The sequence below is a fragment of the Acinetobacter pittii ANC 4050 genome (assembly GCF_000399685.1).
In the GTDB taxonomy this organism is placed as follows: Bacteria; Pseudomonadota; Gammaproteobacteria; order Pseudomonadales; family Moraxellaceae; genus Acinetobacter; species Acinetobacter pittii_E.
Map to the genome: position 1 here is coordinate 2027647 of NZ_KB976987.1, position 24625 is coordinate 2052271.

Annotated in this window: 24 protein-coding genes; 10 read left to right on the forward strand and 14 right to left on the reverse strand. The window is 39.4% G+C overall.

The annotated features are described in order from the left end of the window. Window positions 1–2464 (reverse strand): ESPR-type extended signal peptide-containing protein (locus tag F931_RS13365; RefSeq protein ID WP_016141870.1); only part of this gene is annotated, 2464 nt, incomplete at its 3' end. Window positions 2465–3327: 863 nt separating this feature from the next. Here F931_RS13365 and lon point away from each other — a divergent pair. The 4 genes from lon to hslJ all read left to right on the forward strand — a co-directional run bounded on the left by lon (window position 3328) and on the right by hslJ (window position 8710). Continuing rightward, entirely contained in the window at window positions 3328–5757 is a 2430-nt protein-coding gene (gene lon / locus F931_RS13370) for an endopeptidase La (protein ID WP_016141871.1), read from the forward strand. Window positions 5758–6065: 308 nt separating this feature from the next. Beyond that, on the forward strand, window positions 6066–6545 hold the full coding sequence (gene rlmH / locus F931_RS13375; RefSeq protein WP_016141872.1) for a 23S rRNA (pseudouridine(1915)-N(3))-methyltransferase RlmH: 480 nt from the start codon (window positions 6066–6068) through the stop codon (window positions 6543–6545). A gap of 112 nt (window positions 6546–6657) precedes the next feature. Then, on the forward strand, window positions 6658–7434 hold the full coding sequence (locus F931_RS13380; protein WP_016141873.1) for a DODA-type extradiol aromatic ring-opening family dioxygenase: 777 nt from the start codon (window positions 6658–6660) through the stop codon (window positions 7432–7434). 166 nt (window positions 7435–7600) lie between these two features. Further along, window positions 7601–8710: an META and DUF4377 domain-containing protein gene (gene hslJ, locus F931_RS13385; protein WP_016141874.1), complete on the forward strand. Its 1110-nt coding sequence runs from the start codon at window positions 7601–7603 to the stop codon at window positions 8708–8710. A 56-nt stretch (window positions 8711–8766) separates the two neighbouring features. Here hslJ and gdhA read toward each other — a convergent pair whose 3' ends face one another. Continuing rightward, complete coding sequence (gene gdhA / locus F931_RS13390; protein ID WP_016141875.1) at window positions 8767–10170, reverse strand: NADP-specific glutamate dehydrogenase; 1404 nt, start codon at window positions 10168–10170, stop codon at window positions 8767–8769. Between the two features lie 272 nt (window positions 10171–10442). Here gdhA and rnfB point away from each other — a divergent pair, with 272 nt between their 5' ends. Together rnfB and nth are read left to right on the forward strand one after the other, a co-directional pair. Then, window positions 10443–11234 carry an RnfABCDGE type electron transport complex subunit B gene (rnfB, locus tag F931_RS13395; protein WP_016141876.1) on the forward strand — a complete coding sequence of 264 codons (792 nt, stop codon included), beginning with the start codon at window positions 10443–10445 and terminating at the stop codon, window positions 11232–11234. Next, window positions 11235–11924, forward strand: a complete 690-nt coding sequence (nth, locus tag F931_RS13400) for an endonuclease III (protein ID WP_016141877.1) — start codon at window positions 11235–11237, stop codon at window positions 11922–11924. Window positions 11925–11960: 36 nt separating this feature from the next. Here the strand turns inward: nth and F931_RS22110 are convergent, their stop codons facing one another. The 4 genes from F931_RS22110 to F931_RS13415 all read right to left on the reverse strand — a co-directional run bounded on the left by F931_RS22110 (window position 11961) and on the right by F931_RS13415 (window position 14803). Continuing rightward, the gene (locus F931_RS22110) at window positions 11961–12098 is read right to left on the reverse strand and encodes a hypothetical protein (RefSeq protein ID WP_334311806.1); all 138 of its coding nucleotides are present in this window, start codon (window positions 12096–12098) and stop codon (window positions 11961–11963) included. A gap of 71 nt (window positions 12099–12169) precedes the next feature. Further along, a complete protein-coding gene (gene adk / locus F931_RS13405; protein WP_002117671.1) occupies window positions 12170–12823 on the reverse strand; it encodes an adenylate kinase in 654 nt (217 codons plus the stop codon). Between the two features lie 86 nt (window positions 12824–12909). Further along, window positions 12910–14223, reverse strand: coding sequence for a DUF445 domain-containing protein (locus F931_RS13410; RefSeq protein ID WP_016141879.1), 1314 nt, complete (start codon window positions 14221–14223; stop codon window positions 12910–12912). A gap of 61 nt (window positions 14224–14284) precedes the next feature. Next, a complete protein-coding gene (locus F931_RS13415; RefSeq protein ID WP_016141880.1) occupies window positions 14285–14803 on the reverse strand; it encodes a hypothetical protein in 519 nt (172 codons plus the stop codon). Between the two features lie 236 nt (window positions 14804–15039). Here F931_RS13415 and mrdA point away from each other — a divergent pair, with 236 nt between their 5' ends. Together mrdA and rsmD are read left to right on the forward strand one after the other, a co-directional pair. Then, window positions 15040–17055, forward strand: a complete 2016-nt coding sequence (gene mrdA / locus F931_RS13420; RefSeq protein ID WP_016141881.1) for a penicillin-binding protein 2 — start codon at window positions 15040–15042, stop codon at window positions 17053–17055. Continuing rightward, window positions 17055–17606, forward strand: coding sequence for a 16S rRNA (guanine(966)-N(2))-methyltransferase RsmD (gene rsmD / locus F931_RS13425; protein WP_016141882.1), 552 nt, complete (start codon window positions 17055–17057; stop codon window positions 17604–17606). Before mrdA ends, rsmD begins: the two co-directional genes overlap by 1 nt. Before the next feature lie 40 nt (window positions 17607–17646). Here rsmD and ureJ read toward each other — a convergent pair whose 3' ends face one another. The 8 genes from ureJ to F931_RS13465 all read right to left on the reverse strand — a co-directional run bounded on the left by ureJ (window position 17647) and on the right by F931_RS13465 (window position 23406). Beyond that, window positions 17647–18216, reverse strand: coding sequence for a HupE/UreJ family protein (gene ureJ, locus F931_RS13430; protein ID WP_016141883.1), 570 nt, complete (start codon window positions 18214–18216; stop codon window positions 17647–17649). Between the two features lie 9 nt (window positions 18217–18225). Continuing rightward, window positions 18226–18840 (reverse strand): urease accessory protein UreG, encoded by a 615-nt coding sequence (ureG, locus tag F931_RS13435; RefSeq protein ID WP_002117800.1) that lies wholly within the window; start codon window positions 18838–18840, stop codon window positions 18226–18228. Window positions 18841–18864: 24 nt separating this feature from the next. Next, window positions 18865–19530 (reverse strand): urease accessory protein UreF, encoded by a 666-nt coding sequence (gene ureF / locus F931_RS13440; RefSeq protein WP_016141884.1) that lies wholly within the window; start codon window positions 19528–19530, stop codon window positions 18865–18867. Beyond that, window positions 19517–19999, reverse strand: a complete 483-nt coding sequence (gene ureE / locus F931_RS13445; protein WP_016141885.1) for an urease accessory protein UreE — start codon at window positions 19997–19999, stop codon at window positions 19517–19519. Before ureE ends, ureF begins: the two co-directional genes overlap by 14 nt. A gap of 70 nt (window positions 20000–20069) precedes the next feature. After that, window positions 20070–21770: an urease subunit alpha gene (gene ureC, locus F931_RS13450; protein ID WP_016141886.1), complete on the reverse strand. Its 1701-nt coding sequence runs from the start codon at window positions 21768–21770 to the stop codon at window positions 20070–20072. A gap of 37 nt (window positions 21771–21807) precedes the next feature. Then, a complete protein-coding gene (ureB, locus tag F931_RS13455; protein ID WP_016141887.1) occupies window positions 21808–22116 on the reverse strand; it encodes an urease subunit beta in 309 nt (102 codons plus the stop codon). A gap of 11 nt (window positions 22117–22127) precedes the next feature. Further along, window positions 22128–22430 carry an urease subunit gamma gene (gene ureA / locus F931_RS13460; RefSeq protein WP_016141888.1) on the reverse strand — a complete coding sequence of 101 codons (303 nt, stop codon included), beginning with the start codon at window positions 22428–22430 and terminating at the stop codon, window positions 22128–22130. A gap of 100 nt (window positions 22431–22530) precedes the next feature. Next, window positions 22531–23406, reverse strand: a complete 876-nt coding sequence (locus tag F931_RS13465; protein WP_025470359.1) for an urease accessory protein UreD — start codon at window positions 23404–23406, stop codon at window positions 22531–22533. A gap of 201 nt (window positions 23407–23607) precedes the next feature. Here F931_RS13465 and F931_RS13470 point away from each other — a divergent pair, with 201 nt between their 5' ends. Then, window positions 23608–23931, forward strand: coding sequence for a hypothetical protein (locus tag F931_RS13470; RefSeq protein ID WP_005070594.1), 324 nt, complete (start codon window positions 23608–23610; stop codon window positions 23929–23931). Window positions 23932–24119: 188 nt separating this feature from the next. After that, window positions 24120–24587: a copper resistance protein NlpE gene (gene cutF, locus F931_RS13475; RefSeq protein WP_016141890.1), complete on the forward strand. Its 468-nt coding sequence runs from the start codon at window positions 24120–24122 to the stop codon at window positions 24585–24587. Window positions 24588–24625: the final 38 nt, after the last annotated feature.

Consider the following 24625-nt stretch of genomic DNA (forward strand, 5'->3'; position numbering starts at 1 on the left):
TAATCTGGGTCGTGAGCTGATCTTTTGTATTATTTAACTTGGTGTTGGTGTCCGTGATCTGGTTGCCCAAATCTTTCTTGGCATCATTCAAGTTCTTGTTGGTATCAGCAATCTGGTTACCCAAATCAGTTTTTGTATCATTAAACTTTTGATTTAAATTCGTAATATTTTGGGTATTTTGATTAACACGGCCATCCACATTTTTAAGCTGACGAACTGTAACCGCATCTGAGTCTGCTGACCCATCTTCAACATTGGTAACACGGCGCTCTTTTCCTGCGGAACCAACAGAGATCACACCATTAGACATAGATGCGTCGCGATTTGTAAGAAATGAATTTCCTTTAGCTTGGGTTGCAACAGCATCTTGACCAAGCGCAACACTATTTTCAGCTTCTACTCGGCTACGTGCACCTAACGCAACACCACCACTCACCATAGACTGAGCATTTTGGCCTACAGCAACAGCGTTTTCTTGATCAGCAATTGCACCACCACCAATTGCGGCTGAGTTTTTACCTGCAGCTTTAGCATTTTTACCAATAGCTGCTGCATTGTCACCCGTTGCTTGAGCACCACTACCAATTGCAGCTGAGCTATTTCCAGTTGCTTTCGCCCCTTCACCAGGATTATTGCCTGAACCAATTGCTGTTGAATTTATACCTGAAGCAAATGAGTTAATCCCCATTGCCGAAGCACCATCACCAGTAGCTTGTGCAACAGCACCAAATGCAGCTGCACCTTTACCAGAGGCATTTGACATGACACCAAATGCAGAGGAAGCATCACCAGTCGCTTTAGAAGTCATACCAAAAGCAGAAGAAAATGCACCTGTACCTACAGCCTGAACACCAACAGCTGTTGAACCATGATTGGCTTCTGTTGTCGGATATTGACCAGCTTTAAGTACACCACCCGTAATTTCAGTATAAGTTTTACTTAATTCAGCATCACGTGCGATTTTATCAACATCATCACCACCAATTGCTACAGATGAGTTACCACGGGCAATCACGTCTGCACCAATCGAAATAGACTGATCTCCAATTGCTTTGGTCTGATCACCAATCGCAATCGATTGATTACTATTGACCCCTTCAGCACCTTTAGTCGATGCGTTACGGCCAATAGCTACATCACCACGACCTACGGATTGGCTACTACTTCCCATTGAAATAGCACCAGAACCTGAAGCTTGTGCATTCCCACCTACTGCTACTGCATCACGCCCCCTTGCAGAAGCATTAACACCCACTGCAATAGAATTAAGTCCAGTAGCGCCATCATTTTCAAAGTTGCCGCCTTGCTGACCATAATCATTAATACTGACATAGTGGGTACGAGCAGCTTTTAGCTGACGAATTGTAGCGGCATCTGAATCAGCTGCACCATCCGCAACATTCTGAATACGGCGTTCATTACCAACATCACCAACAGACAATACACCAGTTGGTGCAGGTTTTTTAGTTAAAAAACTTGCGCCAGTTGCTTGAGTTGCCTTTGAATCTTTACCCAGAGCAATACTATTTTCTGCTTCTGAACGAGCCCCTTTGCCGATGGCAACCCCACCTTCATAAGCTGCTTCAGCTTGGTCACCAATTACAACGGCATTATCTTTTTGAGCTTTTGCCCCAGTACCAATTGCTACTGACTTTTTACCTTTTGACTCTGAAAAAGCACCAAGCGCTAAAGCATTTTCTTCTGTAGCAACAGCACCGCCACCAAATGCAATTGAATCTTTACCTGTGGCTTTCGTTGCCATTTTAGGTTGATAAGCTGCGCCAGCTTGCCCCGCCACAGCATCTGCATTTTCAATATCAGGTGAACCAATAGCAATTGAGCGATAACCTTCTGCTGTTGCAGAGTGGCCAATCGCTAATGACCCCTTACCTGTCGCTGCTGCTACGTTACCAATTGCTTGTGAAAAATCAGCAGTTGCAGCTGACTGACGCCCAACTGCAAGAGCAGTGTTTCCAGAAGATAATGCTCCAGTGCCAATGGCAACCCCTGAAATACCTTGAGTCGTTGCATAAGAACCAATTGCGGTTCCCAAGCCTTTCTCAACTACGGCTCCCGTACCAACACTCACAGATCCCCCTTGTTTAAGTGCTCCTGCATAAGGACCTGTTGTGTTGTTATATGGGTTATTACGGTTTGCAATATTTGAGCTTGTTCTATCTTGAGTTTGAGCTCCACAACCAATAGCAATATCTTTTGTATTTGCAGTATTAGCACCACCCTCACGACAAGAAGTAGTACCGGAAATAGAAGTTCCGGCCCCAAGTCCTCCCTCTGTATTTGTCGCTGCAAAAGCAGTAGCAGAAAAACTAATTGCTCCCACAAAAATAGCAGCCGATACATTTAAAGTTTTTGATTTAGTCTTTGTTTTACCTTTCGCAAGTTCAGATGTTGCAACCCATGCTCCGATCGAAGCATTCCAAACTACTTTATATACTTTATTCATAAAACTTCTCAGACAAATATCAAAAACAAGGACTCCTAAAAATGTTGTTAAAAAACATTTTTAGTTTTTTTGTGAGCGGAAAAAAGAGGCGGCATCCTAATGGAATAATTTTTTAAGGTAAATGTAGAGTTGGGGAAATTGAGCAAAAACGAGAAACATATCACAAAATAATAGAATTAATACAAATATTAAGCATTTGATTATTATTAAAAAAAGAGAAATAAAGACTAAAATGTATCTAAATGTTCATATTAAGTAACATTGGGTAACTATAGAATATATACTCTAAAAAATAAAAATTAATAACTATAAATTAGTTTATATAAATAATTTATTTTCCAATTAATATACAAATGCTCTTTTAATTAAAATATTCAATTTTATTTATTAATAAAAAATAAAAAGCTAACAATATATGCACTAGAGATGGTTTATTATCTCACCACATTAGAATATATACTCTAAAAATTATTAATTAAGTTTAAGCAAAATAATAAATTTTAAATACGCTATTTTAATGATTGTTATAAATTACCCAAACACATCTATAAACTTTTATCTTAGCATTAGCTACTTTCTTCTATAGCGTTTTTTTCATTCAATAAAAACTATTAAATAAGAACTCTAAGCACATGACTTTAATAAAAAATATAGATAAGATTATTAAATTTAGATGCTTTATTGATATCAAAATAATTTTATTGTTCAACTCTATTAAACCAATGATTTTCTTATTTTTTCAAAAAAAGTTGACTAAATTAGTCATTTTTTCCACATTTTCTCTAGTAAGGCCCTTGTAATTTTTAAAATACACATCACTATAAAAAACATGGCAACCTCGTTGTCACTCATTAGGAGTGCCCATGTCTGAACTTATTATGAATGAAAAAACTGACTTAGAGCCTCAGGTTCCAAGTGTATTACCACTTTTAGCGTTGCGCGATGTCGTGGTTTATCCACACATGCAAATTGCGTTATTCGTGGGTCGTGAAAAATCGATCAATGCAGTTGATGTGGCTCGTAACAGTGACAATTTAGTATTTGTAGTTGCGCAAAAAGATTCGCTTACAGAAGAAATTGATCACGATAACCTTTATCAGTACGGAACTGTCGCTAAGATTGTTCAAGTCGTAAATCATGAGAATGATGAAAACTGCATTAAAGTACTTATTGAAGGTTTACATCGCTCTAAACTTGAAAAAATTATCGATGAAGATAGTCATTTGACTGCTGAGCACAGCTTAAGTCCAATGACAATTAACGTAGATAAAGCTACTCAAGAAACTCGTTTGCAAGAGTTACGTACTTTATTTGCTCAATATGCTGAAGCAAAATTACGTAATGCGCGTGAACTTGTTGCTGCGGCTAATAAAATTGAAGACTTGCTACAACTCATGTTCTTCGTAGCAACACGTGTGCCTCTAAATATTGAAATTAAACAGAAGTTTTTAGAGTACGATGAGTTTGAAGCACATTTGCAAGAGCTGATGAACTACTTGGTAAATCAATCTGCAGAACAGCAAATTGAACAAACTTTGCATGACAGCGTAAAACGCCAAATGGAAAAAAACCAACGTGAATACTTTCTAAATGAAAAAATGAAAGTCATTCAACGTGAACTTTCCGACATGAATGGCGGTGCTGAAGATGACGTTGCTGAAATAGAGAAACGTCTTGCTGAAGCTGATTTACCTGAACACGTACGTAAAAAAGCTGAAGCTGAGTTCCGTAAGCTTAAAGCAATGCAACCTGCCTCTAGTGAAGCTGCTGTTGTACGTAACTATCTAGAAGTAATTTTAGATACGCCGTGGAATAAAGCGAGCAAAGTAAGTATTAACCTTGCGAAAGCACAGGAAATTCTCGATACCGATCACTACGGCTTAGATGACGTTAAAGATCGTATTGTTGAATACTTAGCTGTTCAGTCACGTGTTAAAAAGCTCAAAGGTCCGATTCTATGTTTAGTAGGCCCTCCGGGTGTAGGTAAAACTTCACTTGGTGAGTCTGTAGCGAAAGCAACAGGTCGTGAGTTTGTTCGTATGGCACTCGGTGGTGTACGTGACGAAGCTGAAATTCGTGGTCACCGTCGTACTTATATTGGTGCGATGCCAGGTAAAATCGTGCAATCTTTAACAAAAGTTGGCGTGAAGAACCCATTGTTCTTACTCGACGAAATTGACAAGATGGCGCAAGACTACCGTGGCGATCCTGCTTCTGCATTGCTTGAAGTATTAGATCCATCACAAAACAATAAGTTCAACGATCACTATTTAGATCTTGATCTTGACCTATCTGAAGTGATGTTTATCTGTACTGCAAACAGTATGAATATTCCAGAAGCATTGCTAGACCGTATGGAAGTGATTCGTCTACCGGGTTATACCGAAGATGAAAAAGTTAACATTGCTGAACGTTACCTTGTTCCAAAAGCAATTAAGAACAATGGACTACGTGCAAAAGAGTTAACAATCCATGAAGAAGCGATTCGTGACATTGTTCAACGCTACACACGTGAAGCTGGTGTACGTAATTTAGAACGTGAAGTGTCTAAAATTGCACGTAAGGTAGTAAAAGAAGCCGTAAGTAAAAAGTCTAAAAACTTACAGCTTGATGTGACTTCTGCCAATCTTCCAGAATACTTAGGTCCACACAAGTTTGACTTTGGTATTGCAGAAGATGAAGCTCAAGTAGGACGCGTCAATGGTCTAGCTTGGACATCTGTAGGTGGTGAATTACTTACTATTGAAGTTGCAGCTGTCAAAGGTAAAGGTAAATTCATTACGACCGGTTCACTCGGCGACGTTATGAAAGAATCTATTACTACCGCAATGACTTTAGTACGTACACGCGCTGATGAATTAGGTATTGAAGCTTCTCGTTTTGAAGAAACTGATGTACATGTTCACTTACCTGAAGGTGCAACACCAAAAGATGGTCCATCTGCTGGTTTAGCATTAACAACTGCGCTTGTATCAGCATTTACAGGTATTGCAATTCGTCCTGATATTGCAATGACTGGTGAAACAAGCTTAGGTGGTCGTGCAATGCGTATTGGTGGCTTAAAAGAAAAACTTCTTGCAGCACACCGCGGTGGAATCAAGCTTGTCTTTATTCCTCAAGATAACGTTCGTGACTTGGCAGAAATTCCTGCGAATGTTAAAGAAGGTTTGGAAATCAAAGCTGTGAAAAGTATTGATGACATCTTACCTTTAGCATTAGTTTCGATGCCAAAGCCTTTGCCTAAAACACCGATTGTGAAACCGGTGGAAGGTTCAAAAGCAGCACGTCACTAATTAAAAATAAAAAAGAGAGAGCTTCGGCTCTCTTTTTTTTGTTACACAATTTGATTGAAAAATATCCAACCATCCTCATAATAGGTATTAAGAGTATTTAATTACTTTAAGTATTCTTCGTTATCTCTTCTTTTATAGATAACCTTGTTTTTATTCTCTATGATCATCTGAACTCCAGACAGATGATCATTTGATCGCAGTCCAACACAGTTTTTTGGACTGCGTTTTTTATGCCTGTCTTTTAAGATCATCAGTTGCTTTCATTCCTCAGGTATAATGCGCCAGCTGTTTTTGAATGAATAGACAATATGAAAATTCGTATTCTGACCATTGGTCAAAAAATGCCTGCTTGGGTTCTTACTGGTTTTGAAGATTATTTCAAACGCATCCAACCTTTTGTTCAAACCCAAGTCATTGAACTGCCTATGGCCAAACGTAGTAAGAATGATTCAGAAGCAGATATTTTAAAATATTGCCAAGTTGAAGGTGAAAGTATTTTAAATGCTTTGAAACCGAATGAAACTTTAATTGCTCTAGAAGTTGGTGGTCGTGAACTCAGTACAGAAAAATTAGCTGAGACAATGAAACAGTGGATGCTTGAAGGTAATGATGTAGCTCTCGCAATTGGCGGCCCAGATGGTTTATCAGATCAAGTACGTAAAGCTGCCGCATGGCATTGGTCACTTTCAAAACTTACGATGCCTCACCCTTTGGTACGTGTTTTATTAATCGAGCAACTATATCGGGCGATGAGTATTAATCATAATCACCCTTATCATCGTGCATAAAAGGAACAAACGTTTCATTTTAAGAACAATCCGTTGAAATCTGGATACTTTTAACATGTCCTGATTTTGGCATAATAACTATTATTCTGCTTTTCAAATCAGGTGTAATGAAATGGAACTACAAACGCTTCCCGGATTGTTTATTTCCCATGGCTCGCCCATGCTTGCACTTGATCCGGAACAGGTGGGACCTGCTCTACACCGTTTAGGTATAAATTTGCCTATACCAAAAGCAATTATCGTGATGTCTGCTCACTGGGAAAGTAAAGCACTTGAAGTGAGCATTTCAACTCGTCCTGAAACGTGGCATGACTTCCGCGGATTTCCTAAAGAGTTATATGAAATTCGCTATAGTGCACCTGGCCAACCAGAACTTGCAGAAGAAATCTTAAAATTATTGGCAGATGCACACTTTGTTGCACATGCCAATAGTACACGTCCTCGTGATCATGGCGTATGGATGCCTCTATTACATATGTATCCTGATGCAGACATTCCCGTGGTTGAAATTTCTTTGCCATCAAATTTAAGTTCGCAAGAAATTTATCGTATAGGACAAACACTAGCCCCTTTACGTGATAAACAAATTTTACTCATTGGTTCGGGAAGTATTACTCATAATCTTGCAGAGTTATCTTGGCAAGGAGACCACTCTAAAGTTCCTGAATGGGCATCGACGTTTAGAAATACAGTAGTTAATAAACTTTCACATCAAGATTATGATGGCGTATTGGAATGGCAATCACTGCCGTATGTAAAACGCAATCACCCTAGTCTTGAACATTTTGCACCTTTGTTCTTTGCTATGGGGACAGGCAATCGTTTTACGATTGTTCATAGTAGCTTCACAATGGGTTCATTAGGAATGGACATTTATCGTTTTGATTAATTATTAGCAAATACCCGTTTTCGGGGTATACCATTATTTTTGTTGAAAATTCGAATAATTTACAAACTTATACATTTTAAAAACCGAAACAATCAAATGTTTACATTTTCTTTTTTTAAGAATGTTTTAAGCTTATTACTGTTGTTTTTTTACTTGAAGTTTTTAAATGAAAATTAAATATTTAATTCTTGCGTTGTTACCTTTTTCTTTGATGGCGTGTCAAACAGTTACTAATACTCCTGCTCCAATTGTATCTGAGCAACAACAAAACCTTGCAAGCACTTTAGGTGAATATGCATGGACTTATCAAAATGTAAAAGCTTCTAAGCCACTTATTCTTAACTTTAGTGCAGATGGTAAATTAGCAATCAATACAGGTTGTAATGGCCAAGGCGGTACTTGGAAAGTTGAAGGTAACCAACTTGTTACTTCAAATCTTGTTTCAACGATGATGGCTTGCCAAGATGATTTAATGAAACAAGAGCAACTTTCTACTAGCCTCTTTAATGAAGCGAAATTACCAATCGAAATTAGCAACAATAATGGTCAGGTGATTTTAAGCGTGACAGATAAAACTGGACAAAAGCACATTTTCCAAGGTCAAAAAGCAGTAAATACTCAAGCTTTAACAGACTACTCTTGGTCATATCAGCCTGAAAATACTAAAAAACCAATCGTTCTTAACTTTACAAATGACCGTTTATCTATCGCAACGGGTTGTAACCGCCAAGGAACAACTTGGAAAGTTGAAAACAATACCATCGTAACAGCTGACGTAATGTCGACGATGATGGCGTGTGAACCTGCTTTAATGAAACAGGAACAATTTTCTAGCAGCCTATTCCAAAAACGTGCAATTCCGTTTGAACTCAATACAACAAATGCTGATCAACCAACATTGACAGTGTCTGATGCTCAAGGCCAAAAATATACCTTTACTGGTAAAATGACACCTGAAGCAAAATATCAATCTGAAGGAAAAACTATTTTCCTTGAAGTAGCTCCACAAACTAAATCTTGTACGGGTGTTGCACCACAAACTTGTATGCAAGTTCGTGAAGTCAAATATGATGACAAAGGCGTTAAAACTTACGCTGACAAAAACTGGTCATTATATTACGGTCAAATCGAAGGTTTTGAACATAAACCAGATCAACGCGTAATTTTACGTGTAAAACGTTTTGACGTAAAAAACCCAGCAGCAGATCAATCTAGTCAAGCAGATGTATTAGATATGGTTGTAGAGCAAGAGTTAGTTAAGAAACCTAAAAAATAAGTTTTTAAACTAAAAAAATCCGATGCTTTTGCATCGGATTTTTTTATTTCTATATTTTAATAGATGCCTTGTGCAAGCATCGCGTCAGCAACTTTTACAAAGCCAGCAATATTGGCACCGTCTACATAATTCACAGTACCGTCTTCTTTGGTACCATATCTTACACAGTTAGCATGAATATTTTTCATAATTGCATGTAGACGCTCATCGACTTCAGCATGTGTCCAGCTTAAACGAATTGCATTCTGAGACATTTCTAAACCAGATGTTGCTACACCACCCGCATTTGAAGCTTTTCCTGGTGCATACAAAATTTTAGCTTCGATAAAGTGTTCAACTGCTTCAAGGGTAGACGGCATATTAGCCCCTTCAGCTACACAAACTACACCATTTGCAATAAGCGTTTTAGCATCTTCACCTGTTAATTCATTTTGTGTAGCACATGGTAAAGCAATATCAACAGGAATATGCCAAGGTGTTTTTCCTTCAAAATATTCAAAACCATGCTTAGAAGCAAACTCGGAAATACGACCACGTTTAATATTTTTCAGTTCCATGACTTCGGCAAGTAACTCATCTGTAAAACCATTTTTTACATAAACTGTGCCGTTTGAGTCCGACAAGGTAACCACTTTTGCCCCTAAGAACATGGCTTTCTCTGCTGCATATTGAGCAACATTACCAGAACCTGAAACTGAAACAGTTTTACCGGCAAAAGATTGTCCACGTGCTTTTAGCATTTCTTCTGCAAAATAAACCGTGCCATAGCCTGTAGCTTCTGGACGCATTAAGCTACCACCAAATGAAATACCCTTACCAGTAAAAACACAAGCGGTGTCGTTACTCAGCTTTTTCATCATGCCCGCCATATAACCGACTTCACGTGCACCCACGCCAATGTCACCCGCAGGGATATCCGTATTTGATCCTAAATGACGATAAAGCTCAATCATGAGTGCCTGACAGAATCGCATAATTTCAGCATCAGATTTACCTTTAGGGTTAAAATCTGAACCACCTTTACCACCGCCCATTGGTAAGGTAGTAAGTGAATTTTTAAAAGTCTGCTCAAAACCTAAAAATTTTAAAATAGATAGGTTGACCGATGGATGGAAACGCATACCACCTTTGAATGGACCAATTGCTGAATTGTATTGAACGCGGAAAGCACGGTTAACTTGAGTCTGACCTTGATCATCCATCCATGAAACGCGAAATTGAATCACACGTTCTGGCTCAACCAAACGTTCTAGCAATCCCTGCTCTGCATATTCTGGATTTTTTTCAATAAATGGCCACAAACTTGTCATCACTTCTTCGACAGCTTGCAAGAACTCAGGTTGATGCGGATCACGCGCTTGCACGTAATTCAGGAATTCATTCAGATTGTTGTATTTCAATGCACGGTCCTCAGCATAGTAATGAATTAAATTGGTGCAATACATTTTTAAATGCATCATTTAGCAGCAAAATATTAAATCCCTTTCCATCAATTTTAACAATACTTATTTTAAATTATTTTATTTACCTTAATTATCAAAAAGTTATTTTTAGAAAAACTACTTAAAAATAAGAAATATTAATTTATCTTTTCATTTTTATTGATCTATTATTGTGCAATATTAGCTACATTTTAGGTCAATCAAAAAGCCAATAAATTCGTTAAAATCCATTGACCTTACTTAGGTTTTTCTTCATTATCGCATCGTTTTAACCAAGCTATTTGCCCACTATGAATTCATCTATTTCTCTCATACGCGAGATTGATGCGTTATTGCCACAGACTCAGTGTGGTTTATGTGGACATCGTGATGGATGTCTACCCTACGCAAAGTCGATTGCTGAAGGTGAAGAAGCAAATAAATGTGTTCCAGGTGGCCAACCTGTAGCCGATGCACTCGCAAATCTATTAAATCGCCCTGTGTTAACCGCTGAAACTAGCGTATGGCCTGTACAAGCCGATGGCCGCCCACAGCGAATGAAAGCAATTATTCGTGAGGATGAATGTATTGGTTGCACCAAGTGTATTAGTGCTTGCCCTGTAGATGCTATTATTGGAAGTGGTAAGCTCATGCATACCATTTTGACGGATTTATGTACGGGTTGTGAGTTATGCATTCCACCTTGTCCAGTCGATTGCATTGATTTGGTCGAAGACACCCAAGCATTACCAAATGAACAACAGCGTATTGCTGAGCAAAATGACTTAAGACAACGTTATTACGCACACATTCAACGAGAAGAAAAGCGTCGTACTCACCGTAAAGGGCCTGTAGTACGTGCTGAAATTGATACCCAATTATTTGCTCAGTTTTCTCAGGCACTTGATGAAGTACCATCAATTGAACTCATCGAGAAACCCAAAGAAGTTGTATTGACTGATGCGAAAACTACAATTGAGTTAGCGAAAATTCGTACACAAATTAAGAAACTGGAAAAACAGCTCAGTGTTCGTGAAGATGCTAAAAAGCGTCTTCAACTTGAAGAACTGCAACAGCAACTCATGCAATTACAGGAGGTCTGAATGGCCGTCAAGAATATGACGAAAAAGCAGATTCAAATTTTCTTTGAACGTCTTCGCGAACAACGACCTTCACCTCAAACCGAATTAAAATATTCCTCTCCATTTGAGCTACTTATTGCAGTTATGTTGTCAGCTCAAGCGACCGACGTAAGTGTTAATAAAGCAACAGATAAGCTCTACCCCGTGGCGAATACCGCCGAGAAAATCTATAACTTAGGCGTAGATGGGTTAAAAGAATATATCAAGACAATTGGCCTCTATAACGCAAAAGCCGAAAATGTCATTAAAACCTGTAAGATTTTAATGGAGCAGTTTAACGGTGAAGTGCCAAGCAACAGAAAAGACTTAGAAGCTTTACCGGGTGTGGGGCGTAAAACAGCCAACGTGGTTTTAAATACAGCATTCGGACAACCGACTATGGCTGTCGATACCCATATTTTCCGTGTGGGGAATCGAACTGGTTTAGCAATAGGTAAAAATGTTCTTGAGGTTGAGCACCGTTTAGTAAAGGTCATTCCTAAAGAATTTATTATAGATGCACACCACTGGCTGATATTACATGGCCGTTACTGTTGTATTGCCCGTAAACCTAAATGTGCGGAATGTGTAGTTGCAGATGTCTGTAACTGGCCTGATCGCTTTGAATTTGGCGCACAAAAGCAAATTGCCATTAAAAATATTGAAGCTTAAAAATATGGTTGGGTATAGGGACATACCCAATCAAACTTACTTTAGACGCTTTTTCTCATTGCGCTCTTCTTTCGCTTGTTTTTGTACCTGTCTTAGCATTTTGTAGCTTTGAAAAGCCAAAAATATTAATAGTGCTAGACTCAGCAATACCACCAAAATCAATATGACTTTCATATTGTTCTCCTGCACTTAAGGAAAGAAAAGAGCCCTCACAAAGAGGGCTCATTATCACAAACAATATTAAATTATTTGTCTAAGATGTTGAACAAATCTTTTTGTACATCTTCAATTGTACGCAAACCATCAAGCTTGTCATAAGTTGGCGCATTTTCACCAGAAGCAGCACGGCCTTGGTAGAAACCAACCAATTGCTCTGTTTCAGTGTGATAAGACGCTAAACGCTTACGGATTGTTTCTTCTTGGTCATCTGGACGTTGAACAAGGTCTTCACCAGTTTCATCATCTTTACCTTCCACTTTAGGTGGATTGTATACAGTGTGATAAACACGACCAGAAGCTGGATGCTGACGACGACCAGAAAGACGTTTTACGATTTCTTCATCAGGAACATCAATTTCAATCACGTGATCGATGCTAATCCCTTCTTTTTCCAGAGCTTCAGCTTGTGGAATAGTACGTGGGAAACCATCGAAAATGCAGCCATTTGCACAGTCAGGTTGAGCAATACGTTCTTTTACTAAACCGATAATAAGTTCATCTGAAACCAAACCACCAGATTCCATTACACTTTTAGCTTTTAGACCTAATTCAGTACCTTCACGAATCGCAGCACGGAGCATATCACCGGTTGAAATTTGTGGGACATTGTAGCGCTTACAGATCAACTGAGCCTGAGTCCCTTTGCCTGCTCCAGGTGGTCCGAGTAAAATAATGCGCATAAAAAACATCCTCATTTAAAACAATGAATATGAAGTCCGGCAGAAAAAGTCTCGTTAATCTTCAATAGATCCTGCCTGACATCGAATTATAAGAAAGCCACAAACAAATGTATTGTACCAGCAATAAATCCGGTTACCCCACCTAGTACAATAAGAATCCATTCATCCTCCTGAAATGCAGGACGCAATAAATTCTGAAATTCTTTTGGTGTCAGTTCGCGAATACGCTCTTTAAACATTTGAAAAATCTTCTGTGCCCGGCTTGCGTTCAGTGCTGGGTCACATACGGGTCCCATCGTAATTTCAATTGAACGATCAATCAAGTCCGTCTTTAATCTTGCGTACTCTCTTGGCCCTAAAGAAAGCTGTAAAGAGGTGCGAACTAATGGTGTTTCCATGATTTCGTTAATATGACGCTTGACAATACGACGGGTTTTATCTTTACGCGGCCCATACATCATTTCGGTCATAATTGATTTTAACGTAATCAGATCTTCTGTAACCACACTAGAAAACACATCTGAAACTTCCTCTTGACGCTTCATAAAAGCACCTTGGACATTATAGGTCCCAATTCGAAGAACTGGTACAATCCAAGGAAACTTACGATCTTTTGTTAATCTAAAAATTTGTGGGTAACGAATATAATGCGGTTCAATTGGGTTAAATACCATCCAGATTGCGATCCAGTTGGTTAAAAAGCCCCAAATTGCAGCCCAAAATGGTACTGTCCAGTGCCATGGTACGACAAACCAAACCACCATTTGGAAAATACCAAAAAACATTCCAATGAGTGCACTAATATGCCAAATAAAGTTAATTTCTTTTTGACCAACCTTTAAGAACATACGTACCATTAAACGGCGATCACCTTCCATCTGGCTCACCACCATTTCACGCATGTTAACCAGTGACTCAACGTTCATGGTCAGCTCAGTCACTAATTCTTTTAACACACCCGGCAATTGTTTATGTGCTTGAGCATAAATACGGCGTTTAATTGAATAGGGTAAGTTTTCCCAAAGTACAGCATTACGGTCGATCATGACTTCATCAATGAGATGTTCAAGTTCAAAACCAACTTGTTCACCAATAATGCGTGCCATATCTTCAGGATCCATTGCTTCTAAAAATTCACGCAATGAACCTAATTTAGATAAAGTGTTATCGGTAATAATACCTGAGATACGTCCTGCTTTACGTGGCACGATACCTTGCCAACCTACTGGCAATGGTCCTAAATGGAATCCCCAAAACTTAATTGGGTAAAATACCATTTTTAAAGCCATCCACACATGTGCCCATGTGACAAAAGCCGTTACGGGAATAATACTCAAAACGGCCCAAAAATCAGGTCTGTGTAAAAAGATCTGCCACAATCCACTGACGTACTCTAACATGTAAGACTCTCGTATTTATTTGTGCTCTGCTTATGGCGAGTTAACGATAAACTGCTTTGTTTTATAAACCAAAACTTAGAGAATAAGAAAATTGAATTTGTGGTTTAGTATCTGCAGCAACATTTCCGTTCTGGTCCGTTAATTTTTCAGCCGCACCGATACCTACACTAAAAGTGCTAATTCTTTCCGAATTTAACCACACATAGGCCAAATCAACACCCGCACCTAAACGGGATTTAAAATCACCATCGACTTCTTTACTATCAAGATGCCCAGCATAGAAACCGATATAGTAACCATTTTTGTCTGTGCCAGTAAGATAATAAGGATATCTAAAACCAACTTGTCCACCGACAGTTTTGTCACCATTCAAAAATGCACCGGCTTTTGCATAAGCAATCCCATACGGGTTTACCCATTCACCATTAAGATGTAATAATTTTTGAGTAACTCCGGCACCCACATTCCAAGTAGATGCTTTATGATCTGCTAATTTTGCTTCTGGAAGAAACGAGTAGTCTTGAGCATAGGCCCAATTACTTACCGTCAAAACTGCAAGTAAGGGATAAATTTTTCTCATTATTTTCTCCATTTTCCCTAATCGTATGGTGAGAACAACCCTATTCTATTGAATGAGAGACTTTAACAGAATTATTTTGCTTCTTATATACAAGTATCTAGAATTTTGTTGTCTGCAAAGTCAAAAAGTATCTTATTAAAATACAATGAAACTTTGAAAATTATGCAATATTTTAAACGCTCTTGCGTTAGAATAAGCAGCTATTTTTCTTACCCTATGTCATTAAGTCGATCCTTATGAAGCAGCACTTTCCTTTAAAAGATATCCAGCAAGAAAAGCGCATTTATCGAGGACGAATCTTTTTTGCCGTAGGTCTTGTTATCGTTTGCTTATTAGTGCTGATTAGCCGATACGCTTATCTGCAAATTTTCCACTATGACGAATTCTCAACTGCATCCGACAAAAACCGAATTCGCTTGCAGCCACTTCCACCTGCTCGTGGTTATATCTATGACAGAAATGGTGTCTTACTGGCAGATAACTACCCTGTTTTTACAGCAACTTTAAGTAAAACAGACGTAGAAGATGTTGATGGCGTGGTTGAACAACTACAACCTATTTTGGATTTAACACAAGAAGATATTGACCGTTTTAAAAGTCGTATAAAAACTGCCCGTAAAACTGAACGTGTAGCAATTAAACTTAATTTGACTGAAGCAAATATTGCCAAATTTAGTGAAGCTAAATATAAATTTCCGGGTGTAAGAATTGAGACACAAATGACCCGTTATTATCCACATGGTGAATTATTTGCACATGTGATTGGTTATGTCGGGCGTATCAACGATAAAGAATTAAAAAGTATTGATAAAGACTTATATGCTGGAACCAACCTGATTGGAAAGATTGGTGTTGAAAGAAGCTATGAAGATTTACTGCACGGTACACCGGGTTATGAATCTGTTGAGGCAGATGCCCATAGCAACGTATTACGCCATTTAGGCCGTAAAGACCCTACCCGCGGTAATGACCTCTATTTATCTTTAGATTACGGTTTACAAGTTGTCGCATCTCAACAGCTTGCAGGTCGTCGTGGAGCTATTGTAGCCATCGACCCTCGTACTGGCGAAATTCTAGCATTAGTGTCTAGCCCAAGCTTCAACCCTAATTTGTTTGTGACAGGAATTAGCCATACTGACTATAGTTCACTGCGTGATAATTTAGATCAACCGCTTTATAACCGCGCTGTACAGGGTGTATATCCGCCCGGTTCTACCATTAAGCCAATGGAAGCTATGGGTGGTTTACACTACGGCATAGTGGACTGGTCAACGGCAATTTCTGACCCCGGTTATTTCCACCTACCAGGTGATTCACATAAATTCCGTGACTGGAAAAAATCTGGTCATGGCATCGTCAACATGCATAAAGCCATTATTATGTCATGTGATACCTATTTCTATATTCTTGCCCATCAAATGGGTATTGATCAAATGAACCAATGGATGCGTCAATTCGGGTTTGGTCAAAAAACAGGTGTCGATTTACCAAGTGAAAGTGAAGGTCTTTATCCAAATCCTGAATGGAAAATGCGTACGCGTAAAGCGAAATGGATGAAGGGGGAAACTATTTCAGTCAGTATTGGTCAAGGTGCTTTTACAGCCACTCCGATACAACTTGCCATGGCAACTGCGATTACGGCAAACCATGGTTCCCACGTTACGCCTCATGTTTTACGCGCAACTCATGGTGCAAAACCATTTACTGTGCGTAATGCACCTGATGGGAAAATTAACTTTAACGGAACCGACGAAGATTGGATTCAAATGCGCGATGCCATGATTGATGTAATTCAGTCAGGTACTGGTAGAGGTATTCGCACTCCTCTATATCAAATTGCAGGAAAAACAGGAACAGCACAGGTTAAGAGTATTGCGCAAGGTAAACGCTATAACGAAGCAGCCTTGAGCGAACGTCAGCTTGATCATGGTTTATTCGTTGGATTTGCCCCTGCCGATAAACCTGAAATCGCGATTGCCGTGATTTGGGAGAACGGCCGTCATGGTGGTTCTGCTGCACAACTTGCACGACCTGTATTTGATTACTGGCTATTAACGCGTAAGAAAAATCCGATTCGCCCAGCAAATCACCAAGTCAATGGTGGACTAATGACAGCAGGAATTAAACCTGGTGAACTGCCAAGCGGTGGGGAAAGTTCTAGTCCAGCACCAGTGACTTCAAACAAGCCTGCAGCAGCATCAACACCACAAACGATTCCTGCTCGTCCTGCTACCAATGAGGTCGATGAATAATGAAAAATCAATTACGCATTATTGGAGGCGAATGGAAAAGACGAGTACTTCCCTTCGCTAGCATTGATGGTTTACGTCCAACTCCGGATAGAGTACGTGAAACTCTGTTTAACTGGCTCATGTGGGATATCCAAAATGCTCAGGTTCTCGACATCTGTACAGGCTCTGGTGCATTAGGTTTTGAGGCATTGTCACGCGGGGCTGCTTCGGTTTATATGATTGAACCCGATAAGACGCAGGCAAAATTTTTAAAAGATAATATTGAACTCTTAAAAGCCCAAAACTGTCATTTGATTAATGCAACTGCTCAACAAGCTTTACCGCGTTTAAAAGAACAATTTGATGTGGTTTTTTTAGATCCACCTTATAGCCTTGATTTATGGCAAGAGCTATCTAACTTGGCCGAGCCACATATTAAAAAAAATGGATATATTTATGTTGAAGCTGACCGAGATTTATCTCAGCTTCATCTTCCTTCAACATGGCAACAGGTTAAAACAACAAAAGCTGGTACAGTTCACGCAGGGCTTTACCAAAAAATAAACCAATAAAAAGGTAGCGTTAAGCTACCTTTTTCGCTAAAAGCTTTAATTAACTCAAACCAATCACTGCAACAACTGCTGCACAGGCACCAACAATTTTTTTGCCATATGGCACATATCGTGTAAGCGCAGCACCCAATGCTAATCCACCACAATAAATTAAAGCCATAGCTGAAATCATACCAGTTACTAATGCCACGATATGCCCTGCGTGTGCTAACTCAACCCCATGAGCAATACCATGGAAGCTTGCAAGTAATGCCGCCGCTACAGGTAAAACCTTATTCGATTTTGTCCATAATGCAATTGCTGTAACCATTAAAGAAGCTACAATACCGTATTCAGCAACATTTGCAGGGACTAAACCTTGAGCACCTACTAAGAACCCTACAATTAAGGTCACGCTTAAAGTAATAACTCCAGCAATTTTCCACTGCTTAGCTGCTGACCACAATAAGACACCGAAACCCAAGGCCATGACTAAATGGTCTAGCCCAGTAAAGGGGTGAATAAAGCCTGCCATGAATCCTGAATGTACGTGATCATGTCCTGGATGGGCCATTGCAAGTGCTGGCAATAAAGCAAGTAACCCTATGCCCCATTTTTTTATGAAGTTCATAATGTCTCCTTAAGCTTTAAACAGCCCTTGTTTCTCAATAAATTGGATAATTTCCTCAAGACCATCTTGTGTTTTCATGTTTGAAAATAAGAATGGTTTTTCTCCGCGCATGCGTTTTGCATCTTGATCCATCACATCAAGATTTGCACCTACCATTGGCGCAAGGTCAGTTTTATTAATAATGAGTAAATCTGACTTGGTAATACCCGGCCCACCTTTACGAGGAATTTTTTCACCACCAGCCACATCAATCACATATAAAGTTAAATCAGAAAGTTCAGGGCTAAATGTCGCTGCCAAATTATCACCACCACTTTCAATGATAATGAGCTCTAATCCTTCGAATTTTTCACACAAATCATCAATTGCAGCCAAGTTAATTGAAGCATCTTCACGAATAGCTGTATGCGGGCAGCCACCAGTTTCTACCCCCACAATACGATCTGGTGACATCGCCTCATTGCGGGTTAAGAAGTTTGAATCTTCTTTGGTGTAAATATCATTTGTCACCACGGCCATATTGTATTTATTACGCAAGGCTAAACATAAATTAAGTGTAAGTGCTGTTTTACCCGAACCTACTGGTCCGCCAATTCCAACTCGTAATGGACTACGCTCTGTCATGATTTTTATCCTTTTTTCCTAAACTTAAGATCTGAATAACCGTGAATATTGTGTTTCGTGTTTCATACTCAGCATGGCATAACGAGGTAAAGCGCTGCTCAATTGCTCATCTTTGAGTTTCAAAGCTTTCTCTACCGCCTGCGGAACCAAACCATGCAAATGCCATAAAATTCTTTGTCCAGCCATTTGGCCTAATGGGACAGTTTTTACTGCTGCTAAAACCTGATTTTCTAACACAGTAAAGGTATAAGCCGTAAGTACATCCATGTCGTTGAGTTCGAGTCGGCCACAGAGCTGTGCATAGACTGGCACGAAACCAAATTGTTTTTTAACCTCAACTGTTTTCTTTAAAACATCTTTAATCCATGCATTTAAAGAAAATGCTAATTGCTGAGATTCAGCGAGCAGCTCTTTACTTTCTCGGCTGGCCTTATACAAATTTGCCCAAACCACGAACTCTTCTAAGTCATCATGATGCTGCATGAGACGTTTTAATATAGGCAACTCAAACCTCACCAACAGCATCTCAAGCACTTCTTCAAAGTAAGCAATCGCCGAGGTTTCATCATGTATTAAGCCAATATCAATGGCTGTTTCTACACCTTGTGAATAGCAATACGCTCCAACTGGCAATGCCGTAGAAGACAGTGTCAGTAATTGAAGTAATTGTGCGGCACTATGAATGGACATGGTGCAAAGCTTTAATTGGGCTTAAACGATGGTCATGACTATGCTGTGCATAGGCACCGCTTTCAGGTTCAAACGGATAATCAGTTTCTGTCACCGTAAGTCCTAGACCTTCTACCATTTCTGCAAGGACATGATCAGGCTCAAAATACAAAGCTGTAGGTGTCAACATTAATGGTACATGTCTATTACCTAAGTGATAGGCAGCTTTAAGCAAATCAAAATCGGTTTGAGCAGTGACTTGCATCAAACGCTCAGGCTTGGCATCAACACGCAATACATCACCTTCTTGCGTTGCAATATATGAGCCACTACGCAAAATACCAGTACGCGGTAAGTCAGCACCAATATCTACGCCACTTGTTAAAGCTGCCCGAAACCGTGATTTTTGACGTGTATCAAAAGTCAGTTCAACCGTTTCAAATGTCTGATCAGGAGAAATATCTTCAAGACGTTGGGTATAGATTTTCATTTAACTTCTCTCTCCTTATTTGTTTCTTTCACATCTAAAGTCATGAGGAAAATTACCTCGATGAAACTCATCAAAATAAGAAATAGCGCTGAGCCATGGGTAACACATCAGCAGGTTCACATGTTAATAACTCACCATCTGCCCTCACCTCATAAGTCTCAGGATGAACCTGCATAACCGGACAATATGTGTTGTGCTTCATATCAGCTTTGCTAATGGCACGAGTGTTTTTACATGGGCTAATTAACTTTTTAAGATTTAATTTTTCAGCAACTTTTTCATCGATTGCTGCTTGGGATAAAAAGGTAATACAGGTGTTATGTACACCACGTGGATAGGCGCCAAACATAGGACGATAATGCACGGGTTGAGGTGTCGGAATTGAAGCATTAATGTCACCCATCGGTGCCGCTGCAATCATGCCTCCTTTAATAATCATGGAGGGTTTCACGCCAAAAAAGGCAGGCTTCCATAACACCAAATCAGCAAGTTTCCCAACCTCAATCGAACCGATTTCATGACTTAAACCATGGGTAATGGCTGGGTTAATTGTATATTTGGCAATGTAGCGTTTAACGCGATTATTATCATGGAACTCATTATCACCCTCTAAAGGGCCACGTTGAATTTTCATTTTATGAGCAGTTTGCCAAGTACGTATAATCACTTCACCCACACGGCCCATCGCCTGAGAGTCAGAGGACATCATGGCAATCGCACCTAAATCTTGCAAAATATCTTCAGCGGCAATGGTTTCACGGCGAATACGGCTTTCCGCAAAAGCGATATCTTCAGCAATTGCCGGGTCTAAATGATGGCAAACCATGAGCATATCTAAATGCTCATCAATGGTATTAATCGTATAAGGTCGCGTTGGATTAGTAGAGGACGGTAATACATTACTTTGTCCGATTGCCTTTAAGATATCGGGTGCATGTCCACCACCCGCACCTTCGGTATGGTATGTATGAATTGTACGATCTTTAAATGCAGCCAGAGTCTCTTCTAAAAAACCACCTTCATTTAAAGTATCGGTATGAATAGCGACCTGCACATCAAACTCGTCTGCCACACTCAAGCAGTTATCAATGGCTGCCGGTGTTGAGCCCCAATCTTCATGTAGTTTTAACCCGATTACCCCAGCTTTAATTTGCTCACGAATTGGGTCTGGCAAACTCAAATTACCTTTGCCCAATAGACCAATATTCATAGGTAAATCATCAATGGCTTGCAACATGGTTGCAATATGCCAAGGCCCAGGAGTTACTGTCGTTGCCGAAGTTCCTGCCGCAGGTCCCGTACCGCCACCGACCATTGTTGTTGTACCCGACATAAGTGCAGTTTCAACTTGCTGCGGGCAAATCCAGTGAATATGAGTATCAATACCACCCGCCGTTAAAATTTGCCCTTCACCTGCAATCACTTCTGTTGCAGCGCCTAAAGGAATGGTAATGTCAGGTTGTATATCTGGATTTCCAGCTTTTCCTATTTTCCAGATGCGACCATTTTTTAAACCAACATCCGCCTTTACAATCCCCCACCAATCCACAATCAGGGCATTAGTAATGACTGTGTCAGCAACTTCATCAGCTAAAAGTTGAGATTGTCCCATTCCATCACGAATGACTTTGCCACCGCCAAATTTAACTTCTTCACCATAGGTCGTTAAGTCTTGCTCAACCTCAATAAAAAGCTCTGTATCAGCCAAGCGAATACGATCACCAACCGTTGGACCAAACATCTCAGCATATGCGCGACGTGACATTTTCATAACTTATTACTCATCTCTTTCATTATCGTTGTTATGTCTAGTCCAGCTTGCCCATGACTCGGCCTGCAAAACCATATACTTCTCGTTTACCCGCTAAAGCAACAAGTTCTACTTCCCGACTTTGTCCCGGTTCAAAACGTATTGCTGTGCCTGCCGCGATATTTAATCGAAAGCCTTTCGCTATTTCGCGATCAAACTGTAATGCATCATTTGCTTCATAAAAATGAAAATGCGACCCTACTTGAATCGGCCGATCGCCAATGTTGGCAACTACAACTTTTAAAGTTTGCCGTCCAACATTCAATTCAATATCAGTATCTGGAGTAATGATTTTACCGGGGATCATAAACGCTCCTTTTATACGATTGGTTGATGAACGGTGACTAATTTTAAACCATCAGGAAAAGTTGCCTCGACCTGAACCTCGGCAATCATTTCTGGCACACCATCCATCACATCTTCACGCTTTAATAAAGTTGTTCCGTAATGCATTAAGTCGCTCACCGTCATGCCATCTCGTGCGCCTTCCAGCAAAGCAGCAGAAATAAAAGCTATCGCTTCCGGATAATTCAGTTTCAAGCCACGAGCTTTACGACGCTCAGCAACTAAACCAGCGGTAAAAATAAGTAATTTATCTTTTTCTGTTGGATTGAGTTCCATATCTCTTTCCTAAATTGCATTTATATTCTTTAAGCAAAATGCATGCTCAAAAGCAGCATACGTGTTTTAACTGTTTTTTAAATACGCAATTTAACGTAACTTAGGTTTTCCAAATCCTTGGAAATTCTTCATCTAAATCAAACCAATAACGTCTTAATCTTGCTCTTATAGCCGCAAAAGCATCATGGCAATGTCGAACATCATTTCCCAAGAAACGCGCACAAACCACGTCGTCTAATAGTGTTAAAGTTACAGGTGCTTGCATACGCATCATTAATTCACGAATGAGTTCGAGCTGTTGTTCTAAATAAAATGAAGACCGATATTGCTCAGGCGGCACAGCCCAAAAGCTTCCCATCACGGCTTGATTATTCATACCTAAACATGAACGAAGCCAGCGATCTTCGCCTTCAAAAAAAAGTGTGTCTGCGACCAATAATTTTTGCTCTCGCCACAACTTAAATTGGTTGTGGTAGCTTCCCTGCATAAAACGCTCAGCACGTGCCTGCCGCCCCAGTACCAACATATCCCATCCAATAAAACTGGCAGCATGGTCAAGATGAACATGAGTTTCTGAGTGTGCTAGAGCCCCATCAAATAACATAGATTCCTGCGGAACCCACTCCAAAATAGACTGATTTCGTACATGAAGATGAATATGCTGAAAGGCCTGCTTTCCATTGGTTTTGTACCATTTTCCCGCACCTGGAGTAGTTACTACCGCATGAGCTTGATCTTTGGTTTCGATTTGAAAAGTAAGATGATCTCCCCCAGCAATACCAGCGGGTGGATGGACAATAATGGCGTGGCATATACCTGTTTTTTCAGGCCAGAGCATTTTTTGCACCCTTACAGGGCCATAATGCTTTCTATGATTCATTATGGTGCGTGAATTTTCAAAACAAAATCCGAGCTCTAATTGCGCATACCAAAATGGTGCTAAAGAGTTTTTTGAAAACGTTTGTACCTGATTCATTCTGGTTCATATGTTCAAAATAAGTGCTTAAACTTATAAGCAAAATACGCACCAAATATAAAAATAAGCCCAATGATAAAATTAGATACAATTTTTCGATTTTAATGAGTTAAAAAACCAGCAATGTCTAACATAAAACCACATCAATTCATGGAATTATTTATACAATAGCGCCCACCGTTGCTTCCATACTTGCTCTCCATGAAACTTTTTTTCGTGTTAACGCCACTTGTCTTTTTAACTGGGTGTATTTTTGGCCAATCTAGTGAGGTCAAACGTGCAGAGAAAATACTTCATAATTTTGAATGTAAAAATGTTGAGACAAGCCAGATTGCAACAAGTTCTATTAATTCTTATTACCAACAATCTTTAGCGGTAAGCAAAGAAAAAGCAACTTCATATGTAGAGAGCTACAAGAATGGTGAAGAACTATTCGACATGCCACTAGATGAAGTTTTAAAGCAACAATATCAACTTTATAAATCAGCCTGTGATTCTTTAGGTGGAGTTTCTTCTCAACCTTAATATATTGGGGTATCCATTAACTTTTTTCGTGGATACCTTGTTTTTCTTTTTAACCATTACTTCCCGATCAAAAATTACTCACTTTACCTTTTATTATAATTAAATTACATACTTAAACTTTTATTTAGCTCTTATATTTCATAGCCTGTTTACTTGTTTTTTATTTATTTTCCGAGGTTTAGATCATCATGAAAAAAACATTATTATCAGTAGCACTCTTAAGTATCCTCCTTGCCGCTTGTAGCAAAAATGAAAATAAAGCCGACACGACTCAAGCATCTACTCCTGCACAAACAACCGAAGCAAATAACAATGCTGTAGATAGCGCGCACACAGCGGAAAACTCACTCGATTGGGACGGCACATATAAAGGTACTCTCCCATGTGCAGACTGTGAAGGTATTAAAACTGAATTAGAACTTAAAGATGATAAAACCTACGAGCTGACTGAAACTTATATTGGTAAAGGTGATACGAATCCATTTGAAACCCATGGTACCTTTACTTTCGACAAAGATAATACGTCAGTCATTACCTTAGATGATAAAGGTCAAAACCGTAAATTCTTTATTGGTGAAAACACTGCAACTGCTTTAGACATGGAAGGTAAGAAAGTTGAAGGCTCTTTAGCTGAACACTATGTTTTGAAAAAATAATTTTTAATAATTAAAAAAAACCCGCTCATTTGAGCGGG

Excerpts from the sequence above, each read along its gene's own strand:
- ureJ (WP_016141883.1), bottom strand. The coding sequence starts at position 18,216 with ATGAACTTCATAAAAAAATGGGGCATAGGGTTACTTGCTTTATTGCCA.
- F931_RS13410 (WP_016141879.1), bottom strand. The coding sequence starts at position 14,223 with ATGTTAGAGTACGTCAGTGGATTGTGGCAGATCTTTTTACACAGACCT.
- F931_RS13380 (WP_016141873.1), top strand. The coding sequence starts at position 6,658 with ATGGAACTACAAACGCTTCCCGGATTGTTTATTTCCCATGGCTCGCCC.
- F931_RS13415 (WP_016141880.1), bottom strand. The coding sequence starts at position 14,803 with ATGAGAAAAATTTATCCCTTACTTGCAGTTTTGACGGTAAGTAATTGG.
- lon (WP_016141871.1), top strand. The coding sequence starts at position 3,328 with ATGTCTGAACTTATTATGAATGAAAAAACTGACTTAGAGCCTCAGGTT.
- cutF (WP_016141890.1), top strand. The coding sequence starts at position 24,120 with ATGAAAAAAACATTATTATCAGTAGCACTCTTAAGTATCCTCCTTGCC.
- ureG (WP_002117800.1), bottom strand. The coding sequence starts at position 18,840 with ATGACAGAGCGTAGTCCATTACGAGTTGGAATTGGCGGACCAGTAGGT.
- ureA (WP_016141888.1), bottom strand. The coding sequence starts at position 22,430 with ATGGAACTCAATCCAACAGAAAAAGATAAATTACTTATTTTTACCGCT.
- hslJ (WP_016141874.1), top strand. The coding sequence starts at position 7,601 with ATGAAAATTAAATATTTAATTCTTGCGTTGTTACCTTTTTCTTTGATG.
- ureC (WP_016141886.1), bottom strand. The coding sequence starts at position 21,770 with ATGAAAATGTCACGTCGCGCATATGCTGAGATGTTTGGTCCAACGGTT.
- mrdA (WP_016141881.1), top strand. The coding sequence starts at position 15,040 with ATGAAGCAGCACTTTCCTTTAAAAGATATCCAGCAAGAAAAGCGCATT.
- nth (WP_016141877.1), top strand. The coding sequence starts at position 11,235 with ATGGCCGTCAAGAATATGACGAAAAAGCAGATTCAAATTTTCTTTGAA.
- rlmH (WP_016141872.1), top strand. The coding sequence starts at position 6,066 with ATGAAAATTCGTATTCTGACCATTGGTCAAAAAATGCCTGCTTGGGTT.
- ureF (WP_016141884.1), bottom strand. The coding sequence starts at position 19,530 with ATGTCCATTCATAGTGCCGCACAATTACTTCAATTACTGACACTGTCT.
- rsmD (WP_016141882.1), top strand. The coding sequence starts at position 17,055 with ATGAAAAATCAATTACGCATTATTGGAGGCGAATGGAAAAGACGAGTA.
- F931_RS22110 (WP_334311806.1), bottom strand. The coding sequence starts at position 12,098 with ATGAAAGTCATATTGATTTTGGTGGTATTGCTGAGTCTAGCACTATTA.
- ureB (WP_016141887.1), bottom strand. The coding sequence starts at position 22,116 with ATGATCCCCGGTAAAATCATTACTCCAGATACTGATATTGAATTGAAT.
- adk (WP_002117671.1), bottom strand. The coding sequence starts at position 12,823 with ATGCGCATTATTTTACTCGGACCACCTGGAGCAGGCAAAGGGACTCAG.
- F931_RS13465 (WP_025470359.1), bottom strand. The coding sequence starts at position 23,406 with ATGAATCAGGTACAAACGTTTTCAAAAAACTCTTTAGCACCATTTTGG.
- ureE (WP_016141885.1), bottom strand. The coding sequence starts at position 19,999 with ATGAAAATCTATACCCAACGTCTTGAAGATATTTCTCCTGATCAGACA.
- rnfB (WP_016141876.1), top strand. The coding sequence starts at position 10,443 with ATGAATTCATCTATTTCTCTCATACGCGAGATTGATGCGTTATTGCCA.
- gdhA (WP_016141875.1), bottom strand. The coding sequence starts at position 10,170 with ATGATGCATTTAAAAATGTATTGCACCAATTTAATTCATTACTATGCT.
- F931_RS13470 (WP_005070594.1), top strand. The coding sequence starts at position 23,608 with ATGAAACTTTTTTTCGTGTTAACGCCACTTGTCTTTTTAACTGGGTGT.